The organism is Streptomyces sp. NPDC032940 (assembly GCF_040636935.1).
GTDB lineage: Bacteria > Actinomycetota > Actinomycetes > Streptomycetales > Streptomycetaceae > Streptomyces.
In genome coordinates, this window is the sequence record NZ_JBEZVJ010000016.1 from 83,511 (window position 1) to 96,536 (window position 13,026).

11 protein-coding genes are annotated in these 13,026 nt (G+C 70.8%); 5 read left to right on the forward strand and 6 right to left on the reverse strand.

The features are described 5' to 3' along the window. Positions 1-22: 22 nt before the first annotated feature. Together AB0E77_RS20410 and AB0E77_RS20415 are read right to left on the reverse strand one after the other, a co-directional pair. Positions 23-517, reverse strand: a complete 495-nt coding sequence (locus AB0E77_RS20410) for an LURP-one-related/scramblase family protein (protein WP_361572598.1) — start codon at positions 515-517, stop codon at positions 23-25. Next, entirely contained in the window at positions 514-1,518 is a 1,005-nt protein-coding gene (locus tag AB0E77_RS20415; protein ID WP_361572600.1) for a helix-turn-helix domain-containing protein, read from the reverse strand. Before AB0E77_RS20415 ends, AB0E77_RS20410 begins: the two co-directional genes overlap by 4 nt. A 52-nt stretch (positions 1,519-1,570) precedes the next feature. On the opposite strand from AB0E77_RS20415, the gene AB0E77_RS20420 reads away from it, so the two are divergent. Next, positions 1,571-1,975 carry a cupin domain-containing protein gene (locus AB0E77_RS20420; RefSeq protein ID WP_361572602.1) on the forward strand — a complete coding sequence of 135 codons (405 nt, stop codon included), beginning with the start codon at positions 1,571-1,573 and terminating at the stop codon, positions 1,973-1,975. A 63-nt stretch (positions 1,976-2,038) separates the two neighbouring features. Here AB0E77_RS20420 and AB0E77_RS20425 read toward each other — a convergent pair whose 3' ends face one another. The 3 genes from AB0E77_RS20425 to AB0E77_RS20435 all read right to left on the reverse strand — a co-directional run bounded on the left by AB0E77_RS20425 (position 2,039) and on the right by AB0E77_RS20435 (position 5,690). Beyond that, positions 2,039-2,290 (reverse strand): DUF6458 family protein, encoded by a 252-nt coding sequence (locus AB0E77_RS20425; protein WP_073726244.1) that lies wholly within the window; start codon positions 2,288-2,290, stop codon positions 2,039-2,041. A gap of 124 nt (positions 2,291-2,414) precedes the next feature. Continuing rightward, positions 2,415-3,764 carry a M18 family aminopeptidase gene (locus AB0E77_RS20430; RefSeq protein WP_361572604.1) on the reverse strand — a complete coding sequence of 450 codons (1,350 nt, stop codon included), beginning with the start codon at positions 3,762-3,764 and terminating at the stop codon, positions 2,415-2,417. A gap of 99 nt (positions 3,765-3,863) precedes the next feature. Then, a complete protein-coding gene (locus tag AB0E77_RS20435) occupies positions 3,864-5,690 on the reverse strand; it encodes an acyl-CoA dehydrogenase (RefSeq protein WP_361572606.1) in 1,827 nt (608 codons plus the stop codon). A 152-nt stretch (positions 5,691-5,842) separates the two neighbouring features. Here AB0E77_RS20435 and AB0E77_RS20440 point away from each other — a divergent pair, with 152 nt between their 5' ends. From AB0E77_RS20440 to AB0E77_RS20450, 3 genes are all read left to right on the forward strand, one after another. Continuing rightward, positions 5,843-6,310 carry an SseB family protein gene (locus AB0E77_RS20440; protein ID WP_189230111.1) on the forward strand — a complete coding sequence of 156 codons (468 nt, stop codon included), beginning with the start codon at positions 5,843-5,845 and terminating at the stop codon, positions 6,308-6,310. Between the two features lie 116 nt (positions 6,311-6,426). After that, a complete protein-coding gene (locus tag AB0E77_RS20445; RefSeq protein ID WP_361572608.1) occupies positions 6,427-7,404 on the forward strand; it encodes a pirin family protein in 978 nt (325 codons plus the stop codon). Positions 7,405-7,484: 80 nt separating this feature from the next. After that, a complete protein-coding gene (locus tag AB0E77_RS20450) occupies positions 7,485-8,606 on the forward strand; it encodes an AI-2E family transporter (protein ID WP_361572610.1) in 1,122 nt (373 codons plus the stop codon). Here AB0E77_RS20450 and AB0E77_RS20455 read toward each other — a convergent pair. After that, positions 8,501-10,702 carry a SpoIIE family protein phosphatase gene (locus AB0E77_RS20455; RefSeq protein WP_361572612.1) on the reverse strand — a complete coding sequence of 734 codons (2,202 nt, stop codon included), beginning with the start codon at positions 10,700-10,702 and terminating at the stop codon, positions 8,501-8,503. The two genes, AB0E77_RS20450 and AB0E77_RS20455, sit on opposite strands and share 106 nt — an antisense overlap. 192 nt (positions 10,703-10,894) lie before the next feature. Between AB0E77_RS20455 and aspS the strand changes: the two genes are divergently transcribed. Beyond that, entirely contained in the window at positions 10,895-12,658 is a 1,764-nt protein-coding gene (gene aspS / locus AB0E77_RS20460; protein WP_361572614.1) for an aspartate--tRNA ligase, read from the forward strand. The last annotated feature ends 368 nt before the right edge of the window (positions 12,659-13,026 follow it).

A 13,026-nucleotide genomic window follows, 5' to 3' on the forward strand; every position in this document is an offset into this window, starting at 1 on the left:
GCCTGGCGGCGGGGCGGGCGGCTCAGTCGTCCTCCCGTTCCTTCTCCGCCAGGTGGATCACGCACACGGTCAGCGCGATCAGCAGCGCCGGGTCCGCGTCGTCGCGGACGACGTCGACGCCGTAGGTGTCCCGCACCGTCAGCCACCGCCGGGAGACGACGGCCAGCAGTTCACCGTCGTACTCGATGGCGAACTCCCGGTCGAGGATCTTGCCGCTGACGTCGAGTTCGGTGCCGTCGGCCAGGGTGACCCGGTAGTGGTTGCGCAGCAGGGACAGACGTTTCCGCTTGATGCGCGCCAGCGGTTCGCCGCCCCGCTCGATCACCATCGTGTCGCGCAGGGCGAACATCTTCTGGTGGATGTCGATGAGGACCCGGCCCTGGGCGTCCTTCAGCTCCCAGGTGTCCCGCACCCGCATCGCCTTGCCGTCGACGAGGAACACCTTGTTGCCGTTGTCGTCCTCGATCCAGTAGTCGTCACCGAAGCCGAGGAGCCGGTCGTACACGAGGAATCTCATGCTCTGACCGCTTCCCGCGAACGCGTTCCGAAACGCCGCCGGTAGGCCGACGGGCTGAGCCCCGTCTCGCGTCGGAGCCGCGCTCTGAGGTTGGCGGCGGTCCCCAGCCCGCTGCGGGCCGCCACCACGTCCAGCCGCTCCTCCCCGCGCTCGATCAGACGCCGCGCGAGGGTCACGCGCTCGGCGGTCAGCCAGGCGAGGGGCGTCGTCCCGAGCTGCGCCCGGAACCGCCGGTGCAGCGTGGCCGGGGACACCGTCGCGTGCGCCGCCAGATCCGCCACCGTCAGCGGCTCGCCCAGCCGCTCCTGCGCCCAGGCCAGCAGGGGCGCGAGCGACTCGTCCGGCACGTCCGGCACCGGCCGCTCCACGAACTGCCGCTGGCCGCCGTCCCGGTGTGCGGCGAACACCAGCCGCCGGGAGACGGCGTTCGCGATCTCGGCGCCGTGGTCCCGGCGCCACACGTGCAGCCCGAGGTCCAGTGCGGCCGCGCTGCCGGCGGCGGTGAGGATGTCGCCGTCGTCCACGAACAGCACGTCCGGTTCGAGCAGCACGCGCGGGTGCAGCCGGCGGAAGGACTCGGCCCACAGCCAGTGGGTCGCGGCCCGCCGCCCGTCGAGGAGCCCGGCCTCGGCGAGCGCGAAGCTGCCCGTGCACAGGCTGAGCACGCGGGCGCCGCGCGCGTGGGCGCGCCGGATCGCGTCCAGCACGGCGGGGACGCGCGGCACCACGTTGTCGGGGCGGCCGGGCACGACGAGCGTGTCCGCGTCGTCCACGGCGTCCAGGCCGGGCACGTCGGCGAGGGTGAAGAACCCGTGGTTCATGCGGATCCCGGGCTTCGGGCCGCACAGCGTCGTCTCGTACAGGGGTCCCGGCAGCCCCAGTTCGGGCCGCGGCAGCCCGAACAGCTCGGTGACGCAGCCGACCTCGAACGGATTGGTGCCCTCGTCGACGAGCACCGCGACACGGTGCGGGCGCGGGCGGTGAGAGGATTCTTGCGGCATTTGCGGTTCCTATCACTCGACCGGCGTCCCGGTCACCCCGGACGATGGCGCCATGACTCAGGAACCGACCTCGCTGCCCTCCGCCCTCGCCTCCTTCACCGAGCAGTGGAGCCCTCGTATCGTCACGACGGTCAACGACTACGACGTCCGCGTCGCCAAGGTCGAGGGCGAACACGTCTGGCACGTGCACGACCACACCGACGAGTTCTTCCTCGTCCTCGACGGCGAACTGCACATCGCCCTGCGCGAGGCGGCCGGCGAGCGCACGGTCGTCCTGCCGAAGGGCTCGGTCTTCACCGTCCCGCGCGGCACCGAGCACAGGCCGTCCGCGCCCGTGCCCACGTCCCTCATGCTGTTCGAACCGACCGGCACCCTCACCGTCGGCGACCGGCACGACGAGGTGCCGGACCATGTGGACGCGACCACCGGACACGCGCTGGCCCCGGAAGCCTCCTGAGGGCGGAACCGGCGCGCCGGCCGGTCCTGGCCGTACGGCCGCCACCGGAGGGGCCCGGGGCGGTCAGGCGCCGTAGCCGTCGCTGTAGCCGTCGCGCGTGTGGTGGTGGGGCCGGTCCTCGACGACGGGGGTCGTCGGCGGCATCACGACGCGGCGGCGCCGGGCGATGCTGCTGAAGGTCGCGACACCGATCAGGCCGACGACCATGAAGATGACGCCGACCAGGTCGAGGTTGACCCCCTGCATGTCCCAGTCGGTCGCGAACGTGAGGATGGCTCCCACGGCGATGAGGATGATGCACCCGCCGAGGCCCATGAGTGTCGCCTCCCTGTAGATCCGGTCGGTCCGGCTTTCCGGCCGACCCGGTTCCGAGCGGGTACCCGCGACCGGAACACCCATGCGGTGCAGGGGTGTTCCGGCCGGGAGGCGCAGGACGGGCTCAGCCCTCCAGGAACGCCACCAGCGCGTTCGCCAGCAGGTACGGGTCGTCTGCGCCGCACAACTCCCGGGCGCTGTGCATCGACAGGATGGCCACGCCGATGTCGACCGTGCGGATGCCGTGCCGGGCCGCGGTGATCGGACCGATGGTCGTGCCGCAGGGCATGGAGTTGTTGGAGACGAAGGTCTGGAAGGCGACGTCCGCCTTCTCGCAGGCGGCGGCGAACACGGCGCGGCCCGAACCGTCCGTCGCGTAGCGGTTGTTGACGTTGACCTTGAGGATGGGGCCGCCGTTGACGCGCGGGTGGTGCGTCGGGTCGTGCCGCTCCGCGTAGTTGGGGTGGACGGCGTGGCCGGTGTCGGAGGACAGACAGACGGTGCCCGCGAAGGCCCGCGCCCGGTCCTCGTACGAGCCGCCGCGTGCGAACACCGAGCGCTCCAGCACACCGCCGAGCAGCGGGCCGTCGGCGCCGGTGTCCGACTGGGAGCCGTTCTCCTCGTGGTCGAAGGCGGCGAGCACGGGGATGTACGGGAGGGCGGCGCCCGAGCCGGCGACGGCGGCCAGGGCGGCGGTCCCGGCGTGCACCGACAGCAGGTTGTCCATGCGGGGGCCGGCCACCAGCTCCCGGTCGCGGCCCAGGTAGGCCGGGGGCTCCACGGAGTGGGTCATCAGGTCCCAGCCGGTGACCGAGCCGTGCTCCAGACCGGCCTCCTCCTCCAGGAAGGAGATGAGGTCGCCGTCGCGCACGGTGTCCCCGAGGCCCCACACGGGCTGGAGGTGGCGCTGCTTGTCGAGCTTGAGGCCGTCCGTGGACACGTTGCGGTCCATGTGGATGGCGAGCTGCGGGACGCGCAGCAGCGGGCGGTCCACGTCGACGAGGCGGGTCGAGCCGTCGCGCAGGGAGAGGCGGCCGGCCAGGCCCAGGTCGCGGTCGAGCCACGAGTTCATCAGGGGCCCGCCGTAGATCTCCACGGCGATCTGGCGCCAGCCGTGCGCGCCGCTGTCGGGCCGCGGCTTGACGCGCAGGTTGGGGGAGTCGGTGTGCGCGCCGACGATGCGGAAGGGGGTGTGCGGCGCGGCCCCCTCGGGGACGTACCAGGCCACGATCGCGCCGCCGCGCAGCACGTACTTGCCGCCCGTCGTCCCCTCCCAGGCGTCCGTCTCCGCGACCTGCCGGAAACCGGCCTTCTCCAGCCGCGCGGCGGCGTTCGCCACCGCGTGGTACGGCGTCGGGCTGGCCGCCAGGAAGGACATCAGGTCGTCGGTGTGACCGCGGTCGAAGGTGAGAGGCGCGCGCGCGGCGCTCCGTGCAGGGGCGGCGGCGGGTGACGGGCGGGAGGGTGCGCTCATGGGTTCACCTTAACGACGTACGAGGGCCCGCTTCCCGTCGAGCGGGAGCGGGCCCTCGTCAGGGGTGTGTGGAATTGGTGGAGGGGGGCCGGGCCGGTCCTAGAAGGCGGCCTCGTCCAGCTCCATCAGGTCCAGCTCGACACCCTGGGCGACCTTGCGGGCCAGCGTGACGCCGGGCAGGACGTTGGCGGCGAAGAACTTCGCCGCGGCGATCTTGCCGGTGTAGAACGCCTTGTCCTTGGCGGACGCGGTCGGCAGCTTCTCGGCGGCGATCGCGGCGCCCTTGAGGAGCAGGTAGCCGACGATCACGTCACCGGAGGCGAGCAGCAGGCGGGTGGTGTTGAGGCCCACCTTGTAGATGTTCTTGACGTCCTGCTCGGTGGCGGCGAGGTCGGTGAGCATGAGGCCGACGATGGCCTCCAGCTCGACGGCGGCCTTGGCCAGGTGCTCGCGGGCGCCGGACAGCTCCTCGCCGCCGGTGGCGAGCGCCAGGAACTTCTTGATGTCCTCGGCGAGCGAGTTCAGCGCGGCGCCCTGGTTGCGGACGATCTTCCGGAAGAAGTAGTCCTGGCCCTGGATCGCCGTGGTGCCCTCGTACAGGGTGTCGATCTTGGCGTCGCGGATGTACTGCTCGATCGGGTACTCCTGCAGGAAGCCGGAGCCGCCGAAGGTCTGCAGGGACTGGGCGAGCTGCTCGTAGGCCTTCTCCGAGCCGTAGCCCTTGACGATCGGCAGGAGCAGGTCGTTGAGGGCGTGGGCGGTCGAGGCGTCCTCGCCGTTCGCCTCCTTGACCTGGATCTCGTCCTGGATCGACGCGGTGTACATCACCAGCGCGCGCATGCCCTCGGCGTACGCCTTCTGCGTCATCAGCGAGCGGCGGACGTCCGGGTGGTGCGTGATGGTGACCTTGGGGGCCGTCTTGTCCATGAAGTTGGCCAGGTCGGGACCCTGGACGCGCTCCTTGGCGTACTCCAGCGCGTTGAGGTAGCCGGTCGACAGGGTCGAGATGGCCTTCGTGCCGACCATCATCCGGGCGAACTCGATGATGCGGAACATCTGGCGGATGCCGTCGTGCTTGTCGCCGATCAGCCAGCCCTTGGCGGGGTGGCGGTCGCCGAAGGTCATCTCGCAGGTGTTGGAGGCCTTCAGGCCCATCTTGTGCTCGACGTTGGTGGCGTAGACGCCGTTGCGCTCGCCCAGCTCGCCGGTCTCGAAGTCGAACTCGTACTTCGGGACGAGGAAGAGGGACAGGCCCTTGGTGCCGGGACCGGCGCCCTCGGGGCGGGCGAGGACGTAGTGGAGGATGTTCTCCGACATGTCGTGCTCGCCGGACGTGATGAAGCGCTTCACGCCCTCGATGTGCCAGGAGCCGTCCTCCTGCTGCACGGCCTTGGTGCGGCCGGCGCCCACGTCCGAGCCGGCGTCCGGCTCGGTGAGGACCATGGTGGAGCCCCACTGCTTCTCGACGGCGATCTTCGCGATGTGCTTCTGGACCTCGTTGCCCTCCTCGAAGAGGATGCCCGCGAAGGCCGGGCCGGAGGAGTACATCCACACGGCCGGGTTGGCGCCGAGGATCAGCTCCGCGTAGGCCCAGATGAGCGAGCGCGGCGAGGTGGTGCCGCCGATCTCCTCGGGCAGGCCCAGGCGCCAGTACTCGGAGTCCATGAAGGCCTGGTAGCTCTTCTTGAAGGACGCCGGGACCGGCGCGGTGTTGGTCTCGGGGTCGAAGACCGGCGGGTTGCGGTCGGCGTCGGCGAAGGACTCGGCCAGCTCGTTCTCCGAGAGGCGGCAGAGCTCCTCGAGGACGCTCTTGGCGGTGTCGGTGTCCATCTCCGCGAACGGGCCCGTGCCGTAAACCTTGTCACGGCCGAGCACCTCGAAGAGGTTGAACTCGATGTCCCGGAGATTCGGCTTGTAGTGCCCCATGGCGACGGCTCCGTTGAGAGAGAACGGCGAGGCACTGACTCCTCGCACCTGATACACGTACCAACTAGTAGCTCCGATGATGCTACCCGTCGGTAATAAGAAGCAACCCCGCCCCGCCCATCTGTGACTCGTTACTCGTTACGCTGTGCGCCATGTACGGCTACGACCAGACCGCGGGTCCTCAGCAGCAGCAGTACGCGCCGCCGCAGCAGCCGATGTCCGGCGGGTACGGGCAGCAGCCGCCGCTGTACCCCGAGCCGTCGCCTCCCTCGCTCGCGGACGCGGTGCGCGCCTTCACCACGGGGCAGATGGCAGCCGAGGACTTCCAGCAGATCTTCGCCACCTCGAAGGTCTACTGCCCGCGCGGCGACAACCCGGGTTTCCTGGCGCTGCACAACACCCAGCAGCCGGTGATCCCGATGTTCACCTCGCTCAAGGAGCTGCGCCGGTACGCGGGCAAGGAGTCCAAGTACTTCGTGATCACCGGCGCGGAGGTGATCGACCTGCTCCCCACCGGCTACGGCTTCGTGCTGGACATGGAGGGTGAGCACCGGATGGTCTTCGACGCGAAGGCCGTCGAACAGATGGTCGATTTCGCCATGCGCCGGATGTACGGCTGACCGTCATCGCCGCCGCTATCGCGAGCCCGGAGGGAATGCCCTCCGGGCTTTCTCGGTTCTGGGTGGCAAGAAGTTCAACGCTCAACTAAAGTGGGCGTACCCGAGGAGGTACCGACATGCCTGCAGTGACCGTCGAGAACCCGTTGACGCTGCCCCGTGTATCCGCGTCCGCCGAGGCCGTGGCCCGTCCCGTGCTCACCGTCACGACCGCGCCCGGCGGTTTCGAGGGCGAGGGCTTCCCGGTGCGCCGCGCGTTCGCCGGGATCAACTACCGCCATCTCGACCCGTTCATCATGATGGACCAGATGGGTGAGGTGGAGTACGCACCCGGAGAGCCCAAGGGCACGCCCTGGCACCCGCACCGAGGCTTCGAGACCGTCACCTACATCATCGACGGGATCTTCGACCACCAGGACTCCAACGGCGGTGGCGGCACCATCACCAACGGCGACACCCAGTGGATGACGGCCGGCTCAGGCCTGCTGCACATCGAGGCGCCGCCGGAGCAGCTGGTCATGTCCGGCGGTCTCTTCCACGGGCTCCAGCTGTGGGTGAACCTCCCGGCCAAGGACAAGATGATGGCCCCCCGCTACCAGGACATCCGCAGCGGCAGCGTGCAGCTGCTCACCTCCCCCGACGGCGGCGCGCTGCTCCGGGTCATCGCCGGCGAGCTCGACGGGCACGTGGGCCCCGGCATCACGCACACGCCGATCACCATGGTCCACGCGACGCTCGCGCCGGGCGCCGAGGTGACGCTGCCCTGGCGGGAGGACTTCAACGGCCTCGCGTACGTGCTCGCCGGGCGCGGGTCGGTGGGTGCCGAGCGGCGCCCGGTCCACCTGGGGCAGACGGCCGTGTTCGGGGCCGGAGGCTCGCTGACCGTCCGCGCGGACGAGAAGCAGGACTCGCACACGCCGGACCTGGAGGTCGTGCTCCTCGGCGGGCGGCCGATCCGGGAGCCCATGGCCCACTACGGCCCGTTCGTCATGAACACCAAGGACGAGCTGATGCAGGCCTTCGAGGACTTCCAGAAGGGCCGCCTCGGGACCGTCCCCGCGGTGCACGGCATGTCCGCCGAGGGCCCCGGCGCCTGACCGGCCCCGAGGCCGCACGGCCTCACCCGGGCGGGCCGTCCGCGCAGGACAGCCCGCCCGGTGCGTGATCGGCTGGAGCGGTGCACCTGCTTCCCGGTCCGGTCCGCCGTTTCGCCGCCTGGTGCGCCGTCGTCCTGCTCGCCAGCGGCGTCGGCTACGTCGCGATCCGGCTGTGCGTCGAGCTGCGCACCGCGGTGACGCCGGCGCTGCTCGCGCTGCTCGGCACCGCCCTGCTCAGGCCGCTGCACCGGCGGCTGGTCAAGGCCCACGTGCAGCGGTCGCTGGCCGCGGGACTGACCTGCGTCGCCGTCGTGGCCGTGGTCGGCGGGGCCGTGTACATCGTGGTCGCCGCGCTCATCGACACCGGCGACCAGATCATCGCCTCGCTCAAGGACGCGGCGCGGGGCGTCGCCGAACACTTCGGGACGGCCGGGACCTCGCTGGACGACCTCGCCTCCAACTCGCGCGAGCTGCTCGGCAAGTTCGGCGGCACGGCCGCCTCCGGGGTGATCACCGGCGTGAGCGTGGCCGGCGAGATGCTGGCCATGGCGGTGCTCGCGTTGCTGCTGGTCTTCTTCTTCCTGCGCGACTCCGACCGCGCCGTCGGCACGGTGCGCTCCGTCGCCCCCCGGCGCAGCGCCGACATGGTCGAGGCGATGGCCCGGCGGGCCTTCGGGGCCGTCGAGGGTTTCATGCGGGGCACCACCCTCATCGCCCTCATCGACGCCGTCTGCATCACCGTGGGGCTGCTGGTGCTCCGCGTGCCCGGCGCGGTCGGGCTCGGCGCGCTCGTCTTCGTCGGCGCCTACATCCCCTATCTCGGCGCCTTCATCTCCGGGACCGTCGCGGTGCTGGTCGCGCTCGCGGACCGCGGGTTCGTCATCGCGCTGTGGGCCCTCGGGGTGGTGCTGGCGGTGCAGGTGCTGGAGGGCCACGTGCTCCAGCCGATGATCCAGAGCCGGACCGTGCAGATGCACCCGGCGGTGGTGCTGCTGGCGCTCACCGCGGGGGCGGCGGTGGCGGGCATCCTCGGCATGCTCCTCGCCGTTCCGCTCACCGCGGCCGCCTTCGGGGTCGTGCACGAGCTCCAGGCCCGCTACTCGCCCTCCGGGGAGGCGTCCACGAGTCCCGGGACGGCGTCCGGCACGCCCGTGGACCCGTCGTCCGGACCGTCCTCGGAGCCGTCCTCCGGTGATTCGTAGAACTCGAACCAGATGCTCTTGCCCTCGCCGCGCGGGGCGACGCCCCAGGCGTCCGAGAGCAGCTCGATCAGCATCAGGCCGCGGCCGGACGACGCCATCTCCCCGGGCCGCCGCTTGTGCGGCAGGTCGTCGCCACTGTCGGTGACCTCGACCCGGATCTTGCGCTCGCCCGGATTCCCGCTGACCTCGGCGACCAGCAGCGCGTTGGCGTCGGTGTGGACGAGGACGTTCGTCAACACCTCGGACAGCAGCAGGACCGCCGCGTCCCGCTGCTCCTCGTCGGGCCAGTCGTGCAGCAGGTCGCGCAGATGCCGGCGGGCGACGCCGATCCGCTCGGGCTCGGCCTGCGCGACCGTCAGCATGGTGCGCCGTACGGGGGGCCGGGCGACCGTGCTGGTGCCGGGGCCGCAGCCGTCGTTCTGCCAGCACAGCAGCACCAGGGCGATGTCGTCCTCCCGCCGGTCGGCCAGGGGACCGGTGGTGTGGTGCGAGGAGGGTCCGTGCACCGCCTGGACGAGTGCGTCGGCCAGCTCCTCCAGGTCGCCCTCGTGCTCCTCCAGGACGACCCGGAGACGGTGCCAGCCGGTCTGCAGGTCGTGGCCGCCCGTCTCGACCAGTCCGTCCGTGCACAGCATCAGGGTGTCGCCGGGCTCCAGGGCGATCCGGGAGGTCGGGTAGTCGGAGTCCGGGTCGACGCCGAGCGGCAGCCCGCCCTCGGTGGCCAGGATCAGCGCGGTGCCGTCGGCCATCCGCACCACGGGGTCCAGGTGTCCGGCCCGGGCGCTCTCCACGACGCCGGTCGCCGGGTCCACCTCGGCGTAGTAGCAGGTCGCGAAGCGCAGGTCGGCGGGGTCCTCGGCGGAGTCGGCCAGGCTGTGGAAGAAGTGGGAGGCCCGGGAGAGCACCGCGTCGGGGCGGTGGCCCTCCGACGCGTAGGCGCGCAGGGCGATGCGCAGCTGGCCCATCAGCCCGGCGGCGCGCACGTCATGGCCCTGGACGTCCCCGATGACCAGGGCGAAGCGGCCGCGGGGCAGCGGGATCATGTCGTACCAGTCGCCGCCGACCTGGAGCCCGCCGCCGGTGGGGACGTAGCGGGCGGCGATGCTCATGCCGGGGATCTGCGGTCCCAGCGCGGGGAGCATGGTGCGCTGCAGCCCTTCGGTCAGTTCGCGCTGGGTCTCGGCGGCGCCCGCCTGGGACAGCGCCTGCGCCAGCATCCGGGCCACGGTGGTCAGCACCGACCGTTCGTCGGGCGTGAAGGCGACGGGGTAGGCGAAGGCGGCCATCCAGGCGCCCATGGTGCGGCCGCCCGCGACCAGCGGAAGGAAGGCCCAGGACTGGCGGCCGAAGCGCTCGGCGAGCGGCCAGGTGATCGGGTAGCGGGCGCGGTACTGCCCGGGGGAGGAGAGGTAGACGGCACGGCCGGTGCGGACCACCTCGGCGGCCGGGTAGTCGGTGTCCAGGGGCATGTCCACGAACGGGTTCATGTCGTTCTGCGGCTGGCCGTGGTGGCCGATGACCGTCAGATGGTCGCCGGAGACGCCGAACACCGCGAGGCCGTCCGGCGAGAACCCGGGCATCGCCAGGGCCGCGGCCACCCGCAGCACCTCCGCGGTGGAGCGCGCCTCGGCCAGCGCCCGGCCCGCGTCCAGCAGGAAGGCCTCCCGGGAACGACGCCACTCGCCGGTCACCGCGCTGCGTCCGGCGGGTGTGCCGGGCGTCGGCTCGGCGACCTCCTGGAGTGTGCCGATCAGCTCGTACGCCTTGCGCGTGCGGTCGTAGGAGGGCTTGGAGCGGCTGCGGACCACCCGGACGTTGTGGCCCTGCTCGTCCATGATGCGGATGCGGATCTCGGCGAGCGTGCTCTCGGCGACGGCCCGGGGGATCACGCCGGTGATCTCGTTCCAGTCCACGGGGTGCAGCCGGGCCCGCACCTGGGCCTCGGTGAGCCGGGCCGCCCGGGCGGGCAGTCCGAGCAGCCGGGCGGCCTCCGCGTCGACCGTGACCTCTCCGGCGGCGGTGTCCCAGTGCCAGAGGCCGGTCGCGAGGGCGGTGAGGACCTCCCCCACCTCGGGCAGGGGCTCGCCAGTGCGCATTGCCCCACTGTAAGAAGAGGTGATCGGAGGCTGCCACCGCTCGCTCCGGCGGTATTGGTGAGGAACCGAGTCGTGGGTCCCCGGTACGCTGGGGTTGTTTCACGTGAAACACGGACCGCGAGACCACGCCAGGTGAGCCCCGTGAGGTCCGTGGGACACAGCCCCCGATCCGCGAAGACTGGATGAACGACGATGCATCGGTACAGGTCCCACACCTGCGGCGAGCTCCGCTCCTCTGACGTCGGCACCGACGTCCGACTGAGTGGCTGGCTGCACAATCGGCGCGACCTGGGCGGCATCCTCTTCATCGATCTGCGCGATCACTACGGCATCACCCAGCTCGTCGCCCGTCCGGGTACCGAGGCGTACGAGGCGCTGGACAAGCTGACCAAGGAATCGACCGTCCGGGTCGACGGCAAGGTCGTCTCGCGAGGCGCCGAGAACATCAACCCCGAGCTGCCCACCGGTGAGGTCGAGGTGGAGGTGGGCGAGGTCGAGCTGCTCGGCGCGGCCCAGCCGCTGCCCTTCACGATCAACACCGAGGACGGGGTCAACGAGGAGCGGCGGCTTGAGTACCGCTTCCTGGACCTGCGGCGCGAGCGCATGCACCGCAACATCATGCTGCGCACGGCGGTCATCTCCTCGATCCGCCAGAAGATGACGGCGCTGGGCTTCAACGAGATGGCGACGCCGATCCTGAGCGCCACCTCCCCGGAGGGCGCCCGTGACTTCGTCGTCCCGTCGCGTCTGAACCCCGGCAAGTTCTACGCCCTGCCGCAGGCGCCGCAGCAGTTCAAGCAGCTGCTGATGATCTCCGGCTTCGACCGGTACTTCCAGATCGCGCCCTGCTTCCGCGACGAGGACGCCCGTGCCGACCGCTCGCCGGGTGAGTTCTACCAGCTCGACGTGGAGATGAGCTTCGTCGAGCAGGAGGACGTCTTCCAGCCCATCGAGAAGCTGATGACCGAGCTGTTCGAGGAGTTCGGCAACGGCCGTCATGTGACGTCGCCGTTCCCGCGCATCCCGTTCCGCGAGGCGATGCTGAAGTACGGCTCCGACAAGCCGGACCTGCGCGCCAAGCTGGAGCTCGTCGACATCACCGACGTCTTCGAGGGCTCGGAGTTCAAGGCCTTCGCCGGCAAGCACGTGCGTGCGCTGCCGGTGCCGGACGTCTCCGGCCAGCCGCGCAAGTTCTTCGACCAGCTGGGCGACTACGCCGTCTCGCAGGGCGCCAAGGGCCTGGCCTGGGTCCGCGTGGGCGAGGACGGCACGTTGTCCGGCCCGATCGCGAAGTTCCTCACCGAGGAGAACGTCGCGGAGCTGACCAAGCGGCTCTCGCTGGCCCCCGGCCACGCGGTGTTCTTCGGCGCCGGCGAGTTCGACGAGGTCTCGAAGATCATGGGCGCGGTGCGGGTCGAGGCCGCCAAGCGCGCCGGTCAGTTCGAGGAGGACGTCTTCCGCTTCTGCTGGATCGTCGACTTCCCGATGTACGAGAAGGACGAGGAGACCGGCGCGATCGACTTCTCCCACAACCCCTTCTCGATGCCGCAGGGCGGTCTGGAGGCCCTGGAGACCCAGGACCCGCTGGACATTCTGGGCTGGCAGTACGACATCGTCTGCAACGGCGTCGAGCTGTCCTCCGGCGCGATCCGGAACCACGAGCCGGAGATCATGCTCAAGGCGTTCGAGATCGCGGGTTACGACCGGGAGACGGTCGAGGAGAAGTTCGCCGGCATGCTGCGCGCGTTCCGCTTCGGCGCCCCGCCGCACGGCGGCATCGCCCCGGGCGTCGACCGCATCGTGATGCTGCTGGCCGACGAGCCCAACATCCGCGAGACGATCGCCTTCCCGCTCAACGGCAACGCCCAGGACCTGATGATGGGCGCCCCGACGGAGCTGGACGAGACCCGCCTGCGCGAACTGCACCTTTCGGTGCGCAAGCCGCAGCCGAAGTAGTCCGCCGACGGCACACACAGGGGCCCGGCACCGGATCGCTCTCCGGTACCGGGCCCCTCTGCCGTGCTCGACGGCTTCGCCGTGCGACTCGATGGCGAGCAGGAAGTTCTCCCCCATGTCGGGTGCGAACCTGAGCACCGTGTCCACGCGGCGTTCCATGGGCCGGATCCCGGTGGCGTCGGGGGAGAGCTCGTCGAAGTCCTGTTTCGAGGGTGGCGGAAGCCCCAGTGCTTCGAAGACGGGCGCGAGAGCCTCCGGATGCTCCCGGAAGAGACGGTGGGAGGCCTCGTGTGTCGATGTGACCATGAGCGCCAATGAAGGGCCCTCACGGCGCGACCACCCGGCATATGCCGGAGCTTCACCCGTTC